The 19,107-nt window shown below is 58.8% G+C and carries 9 protein-coding genes, 3 tRNA genes and 3 rRNA genes; 2 read left to right on the top strand and 13 right to left on the bottom strand.

Features of this window, described 5'->3' with window-relative positions:
- Positions 1-12: 12 nt before the first annotated feature.
- From scpA to WBP07_RS26905, 4 genes are all read right to left on the bottom strand, one after another.
- A complete protein-coding gene (scpA, locus tag WBP07_RS26920) occupies positions 13-2,169 on the bottom strand; it encodes a methylmalonyl-CoA mutase (protein ID WP_395335326.1) in 2,157 nt (718 codons plus the stop codon).
- 137 nt (positions 2,170-2,306) lie between these two features.
- A complete protein-coding gene (gene mce, locus WBP07_RS26915; protein WP_132385595.1) occupies positions 2,307-2,744 on the bottom strand; it encodes a methylmalonyl-CoA epimerase in 438 nt (145 codons plus the stop codon).
- A 237-nt stretch (positions 2,745-2,981) separates the two neighbouring features.
- Complete coding sequence (gene bktB / locus WBP07_RS26910) at positions 2,982-4,163, bottom strand: beta-ketothiolase BktB (protein WP_395335328.1); 1,182 nt, start codon at positions 4,161-4,163, stop codon at positions 2,982-2,984.
- A gap of 102 nt (positions 4,164-4,265) precedes the next feature.
- Complete coding sequence (locus WBP07_RS26905) at positions 4,266-5,792, bottom strand: acyl-CoA carboxylase subunit beta (protein WP_132385597.1); 1,527 nt, start codon at positions 5,790-5,792, stop codon at positions 4,266-4,268.
- A gap of 111 nt (positions 5,793-5,903) precedes the next feature.
- Here WBP07_RS26905 and WBP07_RS26900 point away from each other — a divergent pair, with 111 nt between their 5' ends.
- Entirely contained in the window at positions 5,904-7,301 is a 1,398-nt protein-coding gene (locus WBP07_RS26900; RefSeq protein WP_395335331.1) for a short-chain fatty acyl-CoA regulator family protein, read from the top strand.
- A 188-nt stretch (positions 7,302-7,489) separates the two neighbouring features.
- Complete coding sequence (locus WBP07_RS26895) at positions 7,490-8,464, top strand: hypothetical protein (RefSeq protein WP_395335334.1); 975 nt, start codon at positions 7,490-7,492, stop codon at positions 8,462-8,464.
- Positions 8,465-8,719: 255 nt separating this feature from the next.
- On the opposite strand, the gene WBP07_RS26890 is transcribed toward WBP07_RS26895, so the two are convergent.
- From WBP07_RS26890 to bglX, 9 genes are all read right to left on the bottom strand, one after another.
- The gene (locus tag WBP07_RS26890; protein WP_395335337.1) at positions 8,720-10,012 is read right to left on the bottom strand and encodes a tyrosine-type recombinase/integrase; all 1,293 of its coding nucleotides are present in this window, start codon (positions 10,010-10,012) and stop codon (positions 8,720-8,722) included.
- 202 nt (positions 10,013-10,214) lie between these two features.
- Positions 10,215-10,291 (bottom strand) — tRNA-Met (locus tag WBP07_RS26885).
- Between the two features lie 114 nt (positions 10,292-10,405).
- Positions 10,406-10,520: ribosomal RNA gene (rrf, locus tag WBP07_RS26880) — 5S ribosomal RNA — on the bottom strand.
- A 167-nt stretch (positions 10,521-10,687) separates the two neighbouring features.
- Positions 10,688-13,480, bottom strand: a 23S ribosomal RNA gene (locus WBP07_RS26875).
- A 252-nt stretch (positions 13,481-13,732) separates the two neighbouring features.
- A tRNA-Ala gene (locus WBP07_RS26870) sits at positions 13,733-13,808 on the bottom strand.
- A gap of 10 nt (positions 13,809-13,818) precedes the next feature.
- A tRNA-Ile gene (locus tag WBP07_RS26865) sits at positions 13,819-13,895 on the bottom strand.
- Between the two features lie 179 nt (positions 13,896-14,074).
- Positions 14,075-15,563: ribosomal RNA gene (locus tag WBP07_RS26860) — 16S ribosomal RNA — on the bottom strand.
- Together the 16S, 23S and 5S rRNA genes with 3 tRNA genes alongside form the textbook arrangement of a ribosomal RNA operon.
- A gap of 640 nt (positions 15,564-16,203) precedes the next feature.
- On the bottom strand, positions 16,204-16,701 hold the full coding sequence (locus WBP07_RS26855; protein ID WP_395398137.1) for a GNAT family N-acetyltransferase: 498 nt from the start codon (positions 16,699-16,701) through the stop codon (positions 16,204-16,206).
- Between the two features lie 87 nt (positions 16,702-16,788).
- Positions 16,789-19,104 (bottom strand): beta-glucosidase BglX, encoded by a 2,316-nt coding sequence (gene bglX / locus WBP07_RS26850; RefSeq protein WP_395398136.1) that lies wholly within the window; start codon positions 19,102-19,104, stop codon positions 16,789-16,791.
- Positions 19,105-19,107: the final 3 nt, after the last annotated feature.

Below are 19,107 nucleotides of genomic sequence, written 5' to 3'. Positions count from 1 at the left end.
CTGTTGGATCGTTCATGCTACTTCCAGCGAAGAACCGAGCGGCGGCATGTTGTGGCCAAGCAGGCGCAGTACGTCGGCAGCACTCTCAACCACGTTCGTACCGGGGCCGTAGATGCCCTGAACGCCGGCATTGCGCAGGAATTCATAGTCCTGCGGCGGGATGACGCCGCCGGCGATCACCTTGATGTCGCTGCGGCCGGCTGCGCGCAGTTTCTGGATCAGTTCGGGGATCAGCGTCTTGTGACCGGCGGCCAGCGAGGACGCGCCGACCACGTCGACCGCGCTCTCCAGCGCCAGCACCACGGTTTCTTCCGGAGTTTGGAACAGCGGGCCGGAAACGACGTCGAAGCCCATGTCCCCGAAAGCGGAGGCGATCACGTTCGCACCGCGATCATGACCGTCCTGACCCATCTTGGCGACCAGCACCTTGGGCTTGCGGCCAAGGCGACGCTCCACCGCCTGCACGCCATCCAGCACCTGCTGCCAGCGGCTGTCGCCCTCGTAAGGCGCGGCATAGACGCCCTTCACCGGGGTCGGCTGAGTGCCATAGCGCTGGAAGCTGTCTTCCATGGCCGAGCTGATCTCGCCCAGCGTCGCACGGGCGCGTGCGCATTCGACGGCGAGCGCGAGCAGGTTGTTCTCGATGCTGGCAGGCGCGGCGGCACCGTCGCGCAGGGCCTTGAGCGCGGCCTGGCAGGCAGCCTCGTCACGGTCAGCCTTCATCTTGTTGATGCGGGCGATCTGGCCTTCGCGGACCTTGGCGTTGTCCACTTCCAGCGTTTCCAGCAGGTCTTCGCTGGCAAGGCGGTACTTGTTGACGCCGACGATCACATCGTCGCCCCGGTCCACACGGGCCTGACGGGCGGCGGCAGCGGTCTCGATCATCGCCTTGGGCCAGCCAGCGGCGACAGCCTTGGCCATGCCGCCTTCGGCCTGCACGCGCTCGATGATCTCCCAGGCCTGGTCGACCAGCTGCTGCGTCAGCGATTCGATGTAATAGGACCCACCCAAAGGATCGACGACATTGCACATGCCGGTCTCTTCCTGGATGATGATTTGCGTGTTGCGGGCGATGCGGGCCGAGAAGTCGGTCGGCAGCGCAATCGCCTCGTCCAGCGCGTTGGTGTGCAGCGACTGGGTGCCGCCCAGCATCGAGGCCATCGCCTCGATCGTGGTGCGGATGACGTTGTTGTAGGGATCCTGCTCCTGCAGCGAAACCCCCGAAGTCTGGCAGTGCGTGCGCAGCATCTTCGACCGTTCGTCCTTGGCGCCAAGCTCCGTCATCACCCGGTGCCACAGCACGCGCGCGGCGCGCAGCTTGGCCACTTCCATGAAGAAGTTCATACCAATGGCGAAGAAGAACGACAGGCGGCCCGCGAATTTGTCGATATCGAGGCCCGATGCCACGCCGTACTTCACGTATTCCGCGCCGTCGGCGATGGTGAAGGCCAGTTCCTGCACCTGCGTCGCGCCGGCTTCCTGCATGTGATAGCCGGAAATCGAGATCGAGTTGAACTTCGGCATCTCGCGGCTGGTGTAGCCGAAGATGTCCGAGATGATCCGCATCGAAGGCTCTGGCGGGTAGATGTAGGTGTTGCGGACCATGAACTCCTTGAGGATGTCGTTCTGGATGGTCCCGTCGAGCAGCTTGCGATCGACGCCCTGCTCTTCGCCGGCAACGATGAAGAAGGCCAGGATCGGAATCACCGCGCCGTTCATCGTCATCGAGACCGACATCTTGTCGAGCGGAATACCGTCGAACAGGATCTTCATATCCTCGACGGAATCGATGGCGACGCCGGCCTTGCCCACGTCACCCACGACGCGCGGATGATCGCTGTCGTAACCACGATGGGTGGCAAGATCGAAGGCGACCGAAAGGCCCTTCTGACCTGCCGCAAGGTTGCGGCGATAGAAGGCGTTCGATTCCTCGGCAGTGGAGAAGCCCGCGTACTGGCGGATGGTCCAGGGACGGCCGGCATACATCGAGGCGCGCACACCGCGCGTGAACGGCGCGAAGCCGGGAAGGCCGGGATCGACGGTCACGTCCTCGGCAGTGTAGAGCGGCTTTACCGCGATACCCTCGGGCGTGTTCCAGGTCAGGTCCTTGCCCTTGACCTCCTTGTCGGCGGCTGCCTTCCAGTCGTTGATGTTCGGTCCCTCGGTCATCGCACTACCCTTGCAGCTTCGTCATCCTGAACTCGTTTCAGGATCCATTCCTCGCCCTCTCACCGTCGTCGCCCGGAGGCGAAATGGATCCTGAAACGAGTTCAGGATGACGGTGGAGCTTGGGCGACGGCTTCTATTCAATGCGCCTCTTTGGGCGTTTCCATGATCTCGGTGAGCTGACCGCCCATGTCCTTGGGGTGGACGAAGAAGATCAGCGTCCCATGCGCGCCCATGCGCGGCTCACCCAGCACCCGCTTGCCAAGGCCTTCGAACCACGCCTTGGCGGCGTGAATGTCCGGCACTTCGTAGCAGATGTGGTGCTGGCCCCCGAGCGGGTTCTTCTCCAGCCACTTGCCCACGGCCGAATCCGGCGTAGTGGGCTGAAGCAGCTCGATCTGCGTGCCTGCTGTGCCGTCTTCACCGGGTGTGTTGACGAAGCAGACCCGCACTTGCTGGCTTTCCAGCACGAACGGCTCGGTAATATCGGTGGCGCCCATCACGTCGCGATAGAACGCGATCGAGGCGTCGAGATCCGGCGTGGCGACGCCGATATGGTTGAGACGACCCAGCTTCATTTAGCAAAAACCTTCAGTTGGGACATTAGCATCATACTTCCAACGAGGACCGGCAGAGCTGACATCAAGACCAGCACCGCTCGAAACAGCTTCGGCCGTTCGTTTTCTGTCAGCCAATGTTCTACCCCGCTCCGTCCAATCTGCAGCCTCAACCGGCCGAAGCGTCGCATTTCCCATACCGTCAGCCAACAGAACACCGTCAGGACAGCAAGGAAGAGCAACGCCTCCGTCACAGGCTCAGGCCATGTTCTCAAGCACGAGAGCGATGCCCTGCCCGCCGCCGATGCACATGGTGACAAGGCCGTACTTCCCGCCCGTGCGCTTCAGCTCGTACATGCACTTGATGGCGAGCATCGTACCGGTCGCGCCGACCGGGTGGCCGATGGAAACGCCCGAACCGTTGGGGTTCACCTTCTCCGGATCGAAGCCCAGCACCTTGGAAACGGCGGCAGCCTGCGCGGCAAAAGCCTCGTTGCTCTCGATCACGTCGATCTGGTCGAGCGACAGTCCGGCGCGCTTCAGTGCCACCGGCACCGCCTTGATCGGACCTTCGCCCATGTAGGCAGGCTCAACGCCGGCGTGGCCCCAGGCAACGATCTTGGCCATCGGCTTCAAGCCGCGCTTCTCGACTTCCGAAGCCGTAGCCAGCACCACGGCGGCAGCGCCGTCGTTGATGCCCGAGGCATTGCCCGCCGTAACCGTGCCGTCCTTCTTGAACGCCGGACGCATCGCGCCGAGCGTCTCGACCGTGGTGTCCGCGCGAACATGTTCATCGGTATCGAAGACGGTGACGCCCTTGCGGGTCTTCACTTCGACCGGAAGGATCTGCTCCTTGAAGCGGCCTTCCGCGATAGCCTTGGCGGCGCGCTGGTGGCTGGTCGCAGCGACGGTGTCCATATCCTCGCGCGAGATGCAGTGGCGCTCCGCCACGTTCTCGGCGGTGATGCCCATGTGGTAGCCGCCGATGGCGTCCGACAGGCCGACGGTCAGTGCGTCTTCCTGCGTATTGTCGCCCATCTTCTTTCCCCAGCGCACGCCGTGGTCGTGATAGGGCACGTTCGACATCGATTCTGCGCCGCCCGCGACGGTGATCCCCGCCTCGCCCAGCTTCATCATCTGCGCGGCCGAAACGATCGCCTGCACGCCCGATCCGCAAAGACGGTTGAGCGTCATCGAAGGCACTTCGAACGGCACGCCCGCGTTAAGGCCGATAACGCGGCTGAGCATCTCGTCCTTGGCGCTGGTCGGCATGACCTGGCCGATGACGATATGGCCGACGTCCTCAGGCGAAACGCCCGCGCGGGCCAGCGCCTCGGTCACGACCTTGCCGCCGAGATCGGAGGGCATGAACGACTTCAGCGAGCCGCCGAAATCACCAACTGCCGTGCGTACGCCGCTGACGATGTAGATGTCTTCCATGACCTGACTTCCCAATCTGGTTTTTCGATGCGTGCCGTCTTTCGCGGCTGGGGTGGATCGCGGTGCTCGCCCAAAGGCGATGCGCCGCGATCCGTGACGCTATCAAAGCGGAATGTTGTCGTGCTTTTTCCAGGGATTTTCGAGGCTCTTGGTCCGCAGCTTGCGCAGCCCCAGCGCGATGCGCTTGCGGGTCGAGTGCGGGTAGATAACCTCATCGATATAACCCCGGCTTGCCGCCACGAAGGGGTTGGCGAAGCGGTCTTCGTATTCCTTGGTCTTCTCGGCAATGCCCTCGGGCGAGAGGCCGCGGAAGATGATCTCCACCGCGCCCTTGGCGCCCATCACCGCGATTTCGGCGGTCGGCCAGGCATAGTTGAGATCGCCGCGCAGGTGCTTGGACGCCATGACGTCGTAAGCGCCGCCATAGGCCTTGCGGGTGATCACGGTAATCTTCGGCACGGTCGCCTCGGCATAGGCGAACAGCAGCTTGGCGCCGTGCTTGATGATGCCGTTGTGTTCCTGATCGGTGCCCGGCAGGAAGCCCGGAACGTCCACGAAAGTGATGATCGGGATGTTGAAGGCATCGCAGAAGCGCACGAAACGCGCGGCCTTCTTGGACGAGTTGATGTCCAGCACGCCCGCCAGCACCATCGGCTGGTTGGCGACGACGCCCACGGTCTTGCCCTCGATCCGGCCGAAACCGACGATGATGTTCCCGGCATGCAGCGGCTGAACCTCGAAGAAATCGCCCTCGTCGAGCGTCTTCCGGATCACCTCATGCATGTCATAAGGCTGGTTGGCCGAAGGCGGGATCACGGTGTCGAGGCTTTCCTCGGCACGGTCCCACGGATCGGCGCAAGGACGCTCGGGCACTTCCTCACGGTTGTTGAGCGGCAGGAAGTCGAAGAAATCGCGCGCGGCCAGCAGCGCCTCAATATCGTTCTCCAGCGCGAGGTCGGACACCGAGGTCTTGCTGGAGTGCGTGATCGCGCCGCCCAGTTCTTCCTGCGTGACGACTTCGTTGGTGACGGTCTTCACCACGTCCGGCCCGGTGACGAACATGTAGGAGCTGTCCTTCACCATGAAGATGAAGTCCGTCATCGCCGGCGAATAGACCGCGCCACCTGCGCAGGGGCCCATGATCAGCGAAAGCTGCGGCACCACGCCCGAGGCGAGCACGTTGCGCTGGAACACTTCGGCATAGCCGCCGAGCGAAGCCACGCCTTCCTGAATGCGCGCGCCGCCGGAATCGTTGAGGCCGATCACCGGCGCGCCAACCTTCATCGCGTTGTCCATCAGCTTGCAGATCTTCTGCGCGTGACGATGCGAGAGCGAGCCGCCGAACACCGTGAAGTCCTGGCTGAACACATAGACAAGGCGGCCGTTGATGGTGCCCGATCCGGTAACGACGCCGTCGCCCGGGATCTTCTGGCTCTCCATGCCGAAATCGGTGCAGTCATGCTCGACGTAAAGGTCGAACTCTTCAAAGCTGTCTTCGTCCAGCAGGATATCGAGGCGTTCGCGCGCGGTCAGCTTGCCCTTGGCGTGCTGCGCGGCAATGCGCTTCTCACCACCACCCAGCTTTGCTGCGGCGCGGCGCTTCTCCATTTCGGCGATATTGGCTGACATATCCACTATCCATACAAACCCGATTCCGGCCTAACTGCGCGGCCAATGGATCGCTGTCCAATGCAAATCTGCAAATTTGCAAACTAGAGGTTTGCAAACTACACACGCAGAATGACATTGCGCCGCACCTTCGCAGGAACCACGCTGAGGAGCCTGCGTGCTGCTCGCGGGATGAAACAAGCCGATCTAGCCAAAGCTATTGGCATCAGCGCATCATATCTGTCGCAGCTCGAAAGCGACGATCGCCCGCTGACCCCCGCAATCTTCGACCGCTTGCGGAGCAATTTTCCGGTGGAGTGGCAGGACGTCCCCGTCGATCAAAGCGCCGAACTTCTTCGCGCCTTCGAGGACGCAATGTCGGACACGCACTCACGGGATCCGCAATCCTCCGCACAAGTTCGCAAGATCGTGGAACAATTCCCAAGCTTTGCAGAGTCATTCATCCAGCTTGCACGCGTGAATCGAGACAATTCCCAGCGCCTCGAGATGCTCGACGAGGCTCTGGGCGCAGACAATCTGGCTGGAGGCAGGCTACCATGGGAGGAGGTCCGCGACTGGTTTCACAACATCAACAATTATGTCGATGATTTAGATCGCCTAGCAGAGGCTTTCTCTCACGAATTGGCAAATGATACTCTGTCACCATCAACCCAAAACTTGGTATCGTGGCTCAATGATAAAAATATCTCGCTCATTTTTTCAGACAAAGGGCCTGTTCGATTATTCGACGAACAACAAAGTACACTCACGATAAATACGGCAAAAGCGAACGACAGTCTTAGGTTCCACCTAGCTTGGCACATCAGCAGCACGCACTTCAACGAAGACATCGCGACGATTTCAAGTAACGCAGACGTCCGCTCCAAAACCGCTCGGAATCTTCTATCTATTGGCCTAACCAATTACATGGCGGGTTCGATCCTGATGCCATACGAGCAATTTCGTTCGATGGCGCGCGACATGCGGCATGACGTTGATAGGCTCCGACACCTTTTCAATGTGACCTTCGAGCAAGTTTGTCACCGGCTTTCCACACTCCAGCGCCCAAACGCACGCGGCACGCCAGTTTATTTCTGCCGCGTCGACCTGGCCGGCAACATCACAAAACGGCACTCGGCTACGCGCCTTCGATTTGCGCGTTTCGGCGGCGCTTGCCCCCTTTGGGTAGTCCATGAGGCTGCCGCGGTGCCTGATAGAATTCATATTCAGCTCGCGGAGATGCCAGATGGCGTCCGCTACGTTTCCATGGCGAAAGGTCTTGTGAAGCCGACCGGCAGCTACGCGGAGCGCCCTCGTCGCTACGCCGTTGCATTAGGGTGTGAAGTCGACTTCGCTGCAGAGTTCGTTTACGCGGACGAAATAAACCTGAGCCACCCCGCCACACCTATCGGAGCTTCATGCCGAACTTGTAGCCGGCATAATTGCGACCAGAGAGCATTTCCTCCTAACGGAAAAGACATCTCCATCGATAGCTTTCGGCGGGAAGTAGTCCCATACTCAATCGATTAATAGATAAATAGATCGATTAGACCGTTCACAGCACAATCTACCGTGCGAACTCGACCTCGTTTTGCACTTAATCTCACAAATTATTATCGTTAGGGCGACGTCGCTCGGTCGAATTGCGCCTTCGATATCGCCTTGAACATTCCGTCCATACTTTGCATTACCCCCCCTTAATCATAGGGGGATAGAAGGTGTCTGCGGGTAAGGTCGAACTGAAGCTCTTGAAGAAACACTATCTCAAAGAACTGAAACACCTAGTGATGTCGGTAGTACCCGCAACGATGGGTCTATCCGCGGCTTTGATTGCACTGATTGGTTCCACGTCCAGCCTGAACAAATCGGATTTTGAAAATTTTACCCAAACCCATGATGCCAAATTACTTGCACTGTTCGCCGCCGCATCCGCCACGCTGTTTATGGCCACGCTGACTTATCTGAACAAAACAAGAAGACGATCTTCGGCTTTCCCGGATAGCATCCTGCCGTTTGGCGGCGACACAAAGAAAATTATTTCTTTTCAACGTCTCGCTGCACGTCTCGGCAACGATCTTCGCAAGGTCGACAAGGATAAGGTTCGAGAGGCGATTGAGAATCAGATCGATGATCTGGCACATACCGAACTGTTGGCCCGGATAAGCCAGCGCGTTCTGGCCGATGATCGCGCCAAGCGATACACCGATTTAATGGAACAATCGGTCAACAGAATGCGCAGAGAGATCGAGGCGCTTGAATTTAGAGGCAATCTCAACCTCTCGATTGGCATTGTGGCCACCATTATTGGAATTACGACCCTAGGCGTGTTTGTATTTACGGCCAACTACGCCAACGTCACGATATCTCAGTTTCTATACAGTTTTGCACCACGCATCTCGCTCGTCCTTTCAATTGAGATTTTTGCATTTTTCTTCCTCGGACTCTACAAATACAGCCTTACCGAGATCAAATACTATCATAATGAACTGACTTCGGCAGAAGCCAGGATCGCTGCCGTGGTTATCGGATCTGAACTACCGGATCAGACTTCGTACTCGAAGCTTGTTTGTGGTCTCGCAGAGATTGATCGAAATAGCGCCCCCAATACTGAGCAAAAAGCAGAACTCGAACGCTCGGCCGAGACCCTCGGGAAACTCCTGACTGCTATTGCGCCTTTCGTAAAGAAGGACTGAGTCCGCAAAACACAACGCCATCGAAGCTGCATGGGTTCGCCCAGTGAGATCATGGCCCGGGCTCTCACGCAAGACGATGCGCAAGAATCTGCGGCTGGACACAATCGAATCCCATTTCAAGGTGCCGGATCGACCACCGACGCAGTCATTGCACTCTGCACCAATGTGATGGCGGCTTCCGGGGATCGGTGGCGAAGTTTAAGCGATCGAGATGGAGCCCGTTGCTGTGATGGACAGTCTCTACTCTAAAGGTGTTTATAGCTTTGAAGGAAATCGGATGACGTTTCCTTCCTCTGGTTCTGCAGCGGCGTCCGTTTCGACCTTGTCATAAGCAGACGCTCGCTTCTCGATCGCCGCATCTCCACTGCGCCCTATGGTATCCGCCCAGTCCTGGAGCATGCGGCGACGCGGCGTCAGATAGAGCGCACTGTTGTAGGCACCGCGAATGTCGTCGTCTTCCGAATGCGCGAGCGCCATCTCGATCCAGTCGGAATTGTAGATCTCCTTCTCGTTGGCCCAGGTCGAGGCCATGCCGCGAAAGCCGTGCACCGTCTGCCGGCCGCGATAGCCCATCCGGTAGCAGGCGTAGATCATGGTGTTTTGCGAGATGGGACTACTCGGTTTGGTTCCCGGAAACACCAGCCCTTCGCCGTTGGTCGCGCGCAGGCGGCGCCGGAGGAGCAACACGACCTGACGCGAGAGCGGGACGATATGCTCGCGCTGCATCTTCATGCGCTCGCCGGAGATGCGCCAGAGCGGGTTCGCGCCGTCGAGGTTCTCGAACTCGTGCCAGGCCGCAAAGCGTGTCTCGCTGGTCCGGCACCAGGTCAGCAGCGTGAACAGCATCGCCTCTCGCGTAATCTCGCGGCGCCGGGGATCCTCTTCCCCGTCATAGTTTTGAATGGCGTGCACGAGTTCGGGAAGTTGCTGCAGTGGGAGCCGCGCCATGTGCTGCACTTTGGGACGCGCCTTGAGCGCACCTGTCAGATGCGCGGAGGGATCGTGCTCAACAAACCCTTCGGCAATCGCATAATGGAAGATCTGGCCAATCGACTGGAGTACGCGCCTGCTCACGTCCAATGCGCCGCGCGCCTCGACGGCCTTGATCGCCGCCAGTATCTCGGGCGCCTTCACACCGGCCATGGGAGTGGATCCGATCGCCGGAAATGCGTCGCGTTCCAATCGCGCCAGCAGACGCTTCGCATGGGCGGGATTGAGACTATCCACGCGGCGAGCGTGCCACTGACGCGCGACGATCTCAAAGGTACGGGCCTCCGCCTCGTCTTTGGCCTGCTGGATCTTGGCGGGGTCTTTTCCCAGCGCCAGCAGTTGGCGTGCTTCGTGTCGTTTGGCACGGGCCGCGGTCAGCGACACGTCGGGGTATTGACCGAAGCTGAGAAGCTTTTCCTTGCCGGCGAAGCGGTACTTCATGCGCCACAGCTTGGAACCATTGGGATGGACGAGAACATGCAATCCGCCGCCATCGGCGAGCTTGTAAGGCTTGCCGCGCTTTGCCGCGTATTTGACCTCGAGTTCCGTGAGCGCCATGGGCCGTGTCCATCTGGGGGTATCGGCCCAAATGCTACCCCCAAAAATACCCCCAATTCAAATGGCTCTGGGTGCATTGAACGGGACGCAGCGGGACGCATGACGGCCCGCCGGGATGGTCAAAAATATTTGATATGCTTGGAAAAATGGTCGCCCGTGGACGTCGCCGGACGGTGCGGGACGGTCGGATCAGGACTGGATGTGGTTGCGGGGGCAGGATTTGAACCTACGACCTTCAGGTTATGAGCCTGACGAGCTACCGGGCTGCTCCACCCCGCGTCACCGTTGTGTTGCGTTCTTGATGAACGCGAACAGGGCCCTTTTGGGGCCCTGCTTGAGGGCGTTAGCCCTTTGTCATTGTGATGGGTTTTTTTTAAGCACGCCGGCTTCAATGCCTGGCGACGTCCTACTCTTCCGGGGCTTGAGCCACAGTACCATTGGCGCTGACAGGTTTCACGGCCGAGTTCGAGATGGGATCGGGTGGGTCACTGACGCTATGGTCACCAAGCAATGGAGACGGCGTGCTGTTTTTTAATCGATGGTTCCCGTGCTGCTCCTTGTCGGAGCTGAATATCTGGCTGGATGATCGTCCGATCATCAAGACTGGCGCTGCTTTTCCCGGTTTGTGAGACTGTGTCTCACGGGTTGGCAGGGCTGTCATTGATGGTGGGATTCATCAAGCATGAACAGAGTTATTAGGACCGGTTAGCTCCATGCGTTACCGCACTTCCACACCCGGCCTATCAACGTGATGGTCTATCACGACTCGAAGATACCTAATCTTGAGGGAGGCTTCCCGCTTAGATGCTTTCAGCGGTTATCCCGTCCATGCATAGCTACCCTGCTGCGCGGCTGGCGCCACGACAGGTACACCAGAGGCATGTTCAACCCGGTCCTCTCGTACTAGGGTCAACTCCTCTCAAGTATCGACGCCCACGGCAGATAGGGACCAAACTGTCTCGCGACGTTCTGAACCCAGCTCACGTACCACTTTAATTGGCGAACAGCCAAACCCTTGGGACCTGCTCCAGCCCCAGGATGTGATGAGCCGACATCGAGGTGCCAAACGATTCCGTCGATATGAGCTCTTGGGAATCATCAGCCTGTTATCCCCGGCGTACCTTTTATCCGTTGAGCGATGGCCCTTCCACGAGGGACCACCGGATCACTATGACCGACTTTCGTCTCTGCTCAATTCGTCAATCTCGCAGTCAGGCAGGCTTATGCCATTGCACTCTTGCAGCCGGTTTCCAACCGGCCTGAGCCTACCATCGCGCGCCTCCGTTACTCTTTAGGAGGCGACCGCCCCAGTCAAACTACCCGCCACAGAGGGTCCCTGCACCGGATAACGGTGCGAGGTTAGACATCAGAACATAACAGGGTGGTATTTCACCTATGGCTCCACACCAGCTGGCGCCGGTGCTTCAAAGCCTCCCACCTATGCTACACAATTCTATCCTAATGCCACTCTGAAGCTGCAGTAAAGGTGCACGGGGTCTTTCCGTCTAACCGCGGGTACTCCGCATCTTCACGGAGAATTCAATTTCGCTGAGCATATCCTGGAGACAGTGGGGAAGTCGTTACGCCATTCGTGCAGGTCGGAACTTACCCGACAAGGAATTTCGCTACCTTAGGACCGTTATAGTTACGGCCGCCGTTTACCGGGGCTTCAATTCGGAGCTTGCACTCCTCCTCTTAACCTTCCGGCACCGGGCAGGCGTCAGACCCTATACGTCGTCTTGAAGCCGACTTAGCAGAGTCCTGTGTTTTTGCTAAACAGTCGCTACCCCCTGGCCTGTGCCCCCCACAAGTGCTTGCGCATATATGGGGCCTCCTTCTTCCGAAGGTACGGAGGCAATTTGCCGAGTTCCTTCAGGATACTTCTCTCAAGCGCCTTGGTATACTCTACCTGACCACCTGTGTCGGTTTCGGGTACGGTCTATACGGTGGGGCTATTTCCTGGAACCTCTTCAAAGCACAACCAATCCAATAAGGTTGTACAATACACGAGATCCGTCACACACCACCAGGCCCACGAATATTAACGTGGTTCCCATCGACTACCCCCTTCGGGCTCGTCTTAGGGGCCGGCTCACCCTGCTCAGATTAGCTTTAAGCAGGAACCCTTGGTCTTTCGGCGAGAGGGCATCTCACCCTCTTTATCGCTACTCATGTCAGCATTCGCACTTCCGATACGTCCACGGTCGGTTACCCTCCCGCTTCACTCGCTTACGGAACGCTCCGCTACCGCTCAGAACAAGTTCTGAACCCTAAGCTTCGGTGCATCACTTTAGCCCCGTTACATTTTCGCCGCAGGAACCCTTATTTAGACCAGTGAGCTGTTACGCTTTCTTTAAAGGATGGCTGCTTCTAAGCCAACCTCCTGGTTGTTTTGGGATTCCCACATGCTTTCCCACTTAGTGATGACTTGGGGACCTTAGCTGTAGGTTAGGGCTGTTTCCCTTTTGACGACGGACCTTAGCACCCGCCGTCTGTCTGCCGGACTAGACTCGTTGGTATTCGGAGTTTGGTTAGTATTGGTAGATCTCGCGACCCCCGCAACCATCCAGTGCTCTACCCCCAACGGCAAATATCCGACGCTCTACCTCAATAGATTTCGCGGAGAACCAGCTATTTCCCGGCTTGATTGGCCTTTCACCCCTAAACACAACTCATCCGAGAATTTTTCAACATTCACCGGTTCGGTCCTCCAGTGCGTGTTACCGCACCTTCAACCTGGTCATGCCTAGATCGCCGGGTTTCGGGTCTAATACACCATACTCAGTCGCCCTATTCAGACTCGCTTTCGCTGCGCCTACACCTAACGGCTTAAGCTCGCATGGTACATTAAGTCACTGACCCATTATGCAAGAGGTACGCAGTCACCCCCTAAAGAGGCTCCTACTGCTTGTAAGCATTCGGTTTCAGGTACTGTTTCACTCCCCTCATCGGGGTGCTTTTCACCTTTCCCTCACGGTACTGTGTTCGCTATCGGTCATGTACGAGTATTTAGGCTTGGAGGGTGGTCCCCCCATGTTCAGACAGGATTTCACGTGTCCCGCCCTACTCGAGTCCTCATCCATCGTTTTCGCATACGGGGCTGTCACCCGCTATGGCCACTCTTTCCAAAGTGTTCTGCTAACTGAAGATGAGGCACTGGCCTGGTCCGCGTTCGCTCGCCACTACTAACGGAATCTCGGTTGATGTCTTTTCCTCCGGGTACTTAGATGTTTCAGTTCCCCGGGTTCGCTTCACCAAAGCTATATATTCACTAAGGTGATACCTTATCCACCTCACTCAAAAGCTGCCGAAGCAACATCTGAGAGAAATGGTGAAGGTGGGTTTCCCCATTCGGAAATCGTCGGATCAAAGCTTGCTCACAGCTCCCCGACGCTTATCGCAGCGTGCCACGTCCTTCTTCGCCTGTACATGCCAAGGCATCCACCAAATGCTCTTACCTCACGCTTGAGAATCCACACCATCAATGACAGCCCTGCATAGAGGCGTCACCGTGCTAGGTGCGGACGATTATCTCAGCCAGATATAATGACACGTCGTATGTATTTGCCGACGTCCGGCAAATACGACGCGCCACGGCATCGATTAAAAAACCCATTCACAATGTCAAAGATCTGCGGGCAAATCCCGCTAACCGGTCCGAAGACCGGAACTGTTTCGCTTCATCTCTGGAGTATCTTGGAAAAGCCACCTTCAAAAAGGTGGTGGAGCCTATCGGGATCGAACCGATGACCTGATGCTTGCAAAGCAACCGCTCTCCCAGCTGAGCTAAGGCCCCAAGATAAGGATGGTGGGCCGAGCAAGAGTTGAACTTGCGACCTCACGCTTATCAGGCGTGCGCTCTAACCACCTGAGCTACCGGCCCATCCTCGCGCCAAAGCAAGCCAATTGGCCGCGGGCGGCAGATAAGCCTGCTCAGGCAGAACATACAGCACAAACGCTGTATATCTCCAGGATGAAGGGACATGAGGACGACGGCATGTTCTTTGGAATGGGAGAAGCTCTTCCAGCGTCTAGCGCCGGCGCTTTCTGCCAAATCCTTAGAAAGGAGGTGATCCAGCCGCAGGTTCCCCTACGGCTACCTTGTTACGACTTCACCCCAGTCGCTAAACCCACTGTGGTCGCCTGCCTCCCTTGCGGGTTAGCTCAACGCCTTCGAGTGAATCCAACTCCCATGGTGTGACGGGCGGTGTGTACAAGGCCTGGGAACGTATTCACCGCGGCATGCTGATCCGCGATTACTAGCGATTCCGCCTTCATGCTCTCGAGTTGCAGAGAACAATCCGAACTGAGACGGCTTTTGGAGATTAGCTTGCAGTCGCCTGCTTGCTGCCCACTGTCACCGCCATTGTAGCACGTGTGTAGCCCAGCGTGTAAGGGCCATGAGGACTTGACGTCATCCCCACCTTCCTCCGGCTTATCACCGGCAGTTTCCTTAGAGTGCCCAACTAAATGCTGGCAACTAAGGACGAGGGTTGCGCTCGTTGCGGGACTTAACCCAACATCTCACGACACGAGCTGACGACAGCCATGCAGCACCTGTCACTCATCCAGCCGAACTGAAGGAAAAGATCTCTCTAATCCGCGATGAGGATGTCAAACGCTGGTAAGGTTCTGCGCGTTGCTTCGAATTAAACCACATGCTCCACCGCTTGTGCAGGCCCCCGTCAATTCCTTTGAGTTTTAATCTTGCGACCGTACTCCCCAGGCGGATAACTTAATGCGTTAGCTGCGCCACCCAAGTACCAAGTACCCGGACAGCTAGTTATCATCGTTTACGGCGTGGACTACCAGGGTATCTAATCCTGTTTGCTCCCCACGCTTTCGCACCTCAGCGTCAATACTTGTCCAGTCAGTCGCCTTCGCCACTGGTGTTCTTCCGAATATCTACGAATTTCACCTCTACACTCGGAATTCCACTGACCTCTCCAAGATTCTAGTCACCTAGTTTCAAAGGCAGTTCCGGGGTTGAGCCCCGGGCTTTCACCTCTGACTTGAGTAACCGCCTACGCGCGCTTTACGCCCAGTAATTCCGAACAACGCTAGCTCCCTCCGTATTACCGCGGCTGCTGGCACGGAGTTAGCCGGAGCTTATTCTCCAGGTACTGTCATTATCATCCCTGGTAAAAGAGCTTTACAACCCTAAGGCCTTCATCACTCACGCGGCATTGCTGGATCAGGCTTTCGCCCATTGTCCAATATTCCCCACTGCTGCCTCCCGTAGGAGTCTGGGCCGTGTCTCAGTCCCAGTGTGGCTGATCATCCTCTCAGACCAGCTAAGGATCGTCGCCTTGGTAGGCCATTACCCCACCAACTAGCTAATCCTACGCGGGCTCATCCTTGGGCAATAAATCTTTGGTCCGAAGACATCATCCGGTATTAGCAGCAATTTCTCACTGTTATTCCGAACCCAAGGGCAGATTCCCACGCGTTACGCACCCGTGCGCCACTAGATCCGAAGATCTCGTTCGACTTGCATGTGTTAGGCATGCCGCCAGCGTTCGTTCTGAGCCAGGATCAAACTCTCAAGTTTGTGTCACAATGTTCGCAGCGCCAGCCTAAGCCAACCAACCACAAACACCGAACTTCGGGAGCCGATACCTGCACATGTAAAACGTATGGTTACGTAAGGACATGCTTAGCATCGGCTTGCTTTATACTGGTACCCGCGACCCGAAGATCCGCAGGACCAGGCGCCGTCGCCCACATGTCCCTTCATCAAAAACCTACAATGTCAAAGATCCGAACCCGAAGGTCCCGCCGACGAAAAACCCGGACAACCAGCCTTCCTCGATTTTGATCTCGAGGAGCATGTTGCCCGTCTATGTTGGCGACCTTAGCAAACCGTGTGGTCCGCTGCGGTGAGAGGCCCTCTAAGACGCCTTTCTGATTCGGTCAAACGCCTTTTTCAAAAAAACGACACATAGGCCCAAATCCCAGCTTTCCTGCGCCTTGGGGCCCAACTCGTCCCCAAACATGGGTCCCCAGCCCACCGCAATCAAGGGCCGGCGCCTTTGGCCGATCGAGAGAGTGGGAATCGAGTGGAGTTCCGCCCTCATTCCGATCGGGGTTCATGGGGAAAGAGACTGAGCCTTCACGCCCCCGCATCGGGTTGAATGGTTGGCGCTGGCGCCGGCTGCTTGCCCATTAGCCAGCCGAGATCGCCGGCGCCTTTACGCGGAGCCCGGTTTCAGCGCGTAAAAGCGCGTGTCTACCGCCATGCGGGGGAAGCTTTCCGGCAGTTCCGCTGCGTCGATCAGATGGAAGCCGTGCTTTTCGTAGAAGCGATGGGCTGCAAGGAAGCGATCGGTGGTGCCGAGAAAGACCTCCTGCAATCCAACGGAGCGTGCACATTCGAGCAGCCGGTCGAGGAGCGCTCGGGCAACGCCGAATTTGCTACCCCGAAACTCGGCGGCGACGAACATCTTGCGCAGGGCCCCCTGCCCGCTGCCGATATCCTTCATGGCGATGGTGCCGACGATCCGCCCCTGATGCTCCGCGACAAGGAACTCGCCCGATCCGGTCTGGTAGAAGGCCGGGATTGCGCGAAGGTCGGGCTGGTCGGCGGCGGTGATGGCAAGACCGAATTCCTCCCGCTGGATCGGGAGTATCACGTCGATGACGCCCTGTTCGTCCGCGGGAACGAAGGGCCGGATCACAAGACTGCTCATGCCGGTCGGTTAGGCAGCGCGGTGGACCGATGCAAGGCGCTGCCGGAAGACGGGCGAGCCGGGATTACCGACCCGCCCCTCTTCGCGTCAGGGCTTGCGGACTTCGAACGTGGCCGTCAGTGAAGCGTTGGAATCGTCGCCCACGTAGACGTCGAACGTCGTTTCGTCCTGCACGAAGTCCCGCGTTGCGGAGGCCCAGTAGGTCAGGTCTTCCGGCTTGATCATGAATTCGACCGTGCGAGTTTCACCGGGCGCCAGCGTCACGCGCTGGAACCCTTTGAGTTCCCGCACGGGCCGTGCCGCCGAGCCATGGCGCTGATGGATGTAGAGTTGCGCAACATCGTCCGCCTTGCGCGTTCCCGTGTTCTTCAAGTCCACCGAGACTGGCACTGCTTCGCCCGGCGCAACGGTTCCCTTGCCGATCTTCAGGTTCGAGAAGGCGAACGTCGAATAGGTAAGCCCATAACCGAACGGATAGAGGGGCGAGTTCGGCTCGTTCCAGTAACGCTGTTCGCTCGTCTTGGGCTGGAAGGAGGTCAGGTGCGCATAGGGCAGCGGAATCTGGCCGATATTGCGGGGCCAGTTGTACGGCAGCTTGCCGCCGGGCGAGACTTCCCCGAACAGCAGGTTCGCCACGGCTGCACCGCCCTGCGAGCCGGGATACCAGATGTTCATCAGCGCGCCGGGCTTACTGCCCTTGAGGTCGAGCGGGCGCGCGCTCATGAGCAGGACGACGACAGGCTTGCCCGTCGCGATGACGGCATCGAGCAGTTCCTGCTGCCGGCCCGGAAGGTCGAGCGAGGAGCGCGAGGCCTGTTCGCCGATCATGCTCCACCCCTCGCCAAGGACGAGAACGGCGACATCGGCAGAGCCCACCATGCCGACAGCGCGCCGGATTTCGGCCGCATCATCGATCTGCGGACGGGCGGTTGCGGCGTGCGGACCGGACTCGAAAATCGAGGGGTGCAATCGCGCCGGCATGGTGACGCCGGGCGAATAGTCGACGCGGGCGGCCGCCCCCAGTTTCGCCTTGATACCCGCCAGCACGGTAACCGTCTCGTCGTCCTTCTGATCGAACACCCAGGGACCCACGGTATCGCGCGCAGAATCTGCCAAGGGACCGATCACGGCGATCGACTTCACGCGCTTGTGATCGAGCGGGAGCAGCCCGCCCTCGTTGCGGAGAAGAACGGCGCTGCGTTCGGCGGCGATCCGCGCGGTGACGCGATGCGCGGGGTCGTTCAGGACACGCTCTGCGGCTTTCAGGTCGACATAAGGTTGCTCGAACAGCCCCATGCGGATCTTCGCTTCGAGAACGTGCCGCACGGCGTCGTCCAACTGGGTCGTCGTGATTTTGCCTTCGGCCAGTGATTGCGGCAGCGTCTTGAACGCGGACGTGCCGAACGGCGGCGCCATCTCCATATCGACGCCCGCCGTCAGTGCCCGTACGCCGGCGTCCTGGTTGTCGCTGGCAAACCCGTGCGTCATCAGGTCGTGAGCCGCGCCTGCGTCGGTGACGACGAAGCCCTTGAAGCCCCACGTCTTGCGCAGCACGTCGGTCAACAGCCAGCGATTGCCCGTCGCGGGCGTGCCGTTGAGGCCCATATAGGCGCTCATGATATTGCCCGCACCGGCATCGACCGCCGCCTTGAACGGCTTCAGGTAGACGTTCCAAAGCTCGCTGTCGGAAAGATTGACCTCATCGTAGTCGCGCCCGCCGAGCGCGGCGCCATAGCCGGCGAAGTGCTTCGGGCCGGCAATGATGTGGCCGGGTGCACCCAGATGGCTACCCTGAAACCCGCGCACTTGCGCCGCCGCCATGGCAGAGCCGAGATAGGGGTCCTCGCCCGCGCCTTCGACTATGCGGCCCCAGCGCGGATCGCGCGCGATGTCCACCATCGGCGCGAAGGCCCAGTGCAGGCCCACCGCGCGGGCTTCGGCCGCGGCGACGGCTTGGCCATCTTCCGCCACTTTGGGATCCCAGCTTGCGGCGACGGCAATCGGTACGGGCATGATCGTGCGCAACCCGTGGATCACGTCATAGCCGAACAGCAGAGGGATTTTGAGACGAGTCTTCTCGACGGCGATGTGCTGTAGGCGATCGAGTTCGACCGGATCGTTCACGAACAGCAGCGATCCGGCGCGCGCCGCTGCCATCTCGTCCGTGACGCGTTTCGATTCCTCGGGCGCGTTGGTGAAGTCGAAATACTGGGTGAGTTGCCCCGCCTTTTCCTCCGGCGTCATCTGCGCGATCAGGGCGTCGGCACGGGCGCGTACTTCAGCGTCGCTGGGCGGTGCGGCAGCCGGAGCGCGCTGCGCCTGCGCGGCGCCGCTTGCGCCCAGGGAGGCGATCACGGCCGCTCCGGCAAGCGCGGCCCTGCGAATTTTACGGACTGATTTCATGAT

The organism is Novosphingobium oxfordense (assembly GCF_044029435.1).
GTDB lineage: Bacteria > Pseudomonadota > Alphaproteobacteria > Sphingomonadales > Sphingomonadaceae > Novosphingobium.
The sequence above is the reverse complement of the archived record's forward strand: the minus strand, read 5'-3'. Positions and strand labels throughout refer to the sequence as shown.

What these genes read in the sequence shown, in the direction of transcription:
- mce (WP_132385595.1), bottom strand. Translation starts at nt 2,744, where the DNA reads ATGAAGCTGGGTCGTCTCAACCATATCGGCGTCGCCACGCCGGATCTC.
- WBP07_RS26905 (WP_132385597.1), bottom strand. Translation starts at nt 5,792, where the DNA reads ATGTCAGCCAATATCGCCGAAATGGAGAAGCGCCGCGCCGCAGCAAAG.
- WBP07_RS26890 (WP_395335337.1), bottom strand. Translation starts at nt 10,012, where the DNA reads ATGGCGCTCACGGAACTCGAGGTCAAATACGCGGCAAAGCGCGGCAAG.
- scpA (WP_395335326.1), bottom strand. Translation starts at nt 2,169, where the DNA reads ATGACCGAGGGACCGAACATCAACGACTGGAAGGCAGCCGCCGACAAG.
- WBP07_RS26855 (WP_395398137.1), bottom strand. Translation starts at nt 16,701, where the DNA reads ATGAGCAGTCTTGTGATCCGGCCCTTCGTTCCCGCGGACGAACAGGGC.
- bglX (WP_395398136.1), bottom strand. Translation starts at nt 19,104, where the DNA reads ATGAAATCAGTCCGTAAAATTCGCAGGGCCGCGCTTGCCGGAGCGGCC.
- WBP07_RS26900 (WP_395335331.1), top strand. Translation starts at nt 5,904, where the DNA reads ATGACATTGCGCCGCACCTTCGCAGGAACCACGCTGAGGAGCCTGCGT.
- bktB (WP_395335328.1), bottom strand. Translation starts at nt 4,163, where the DNA reads ATGGAAGACATCTACATCGTCAGCGGCGTACGCACGGCAGTTGGTGAT.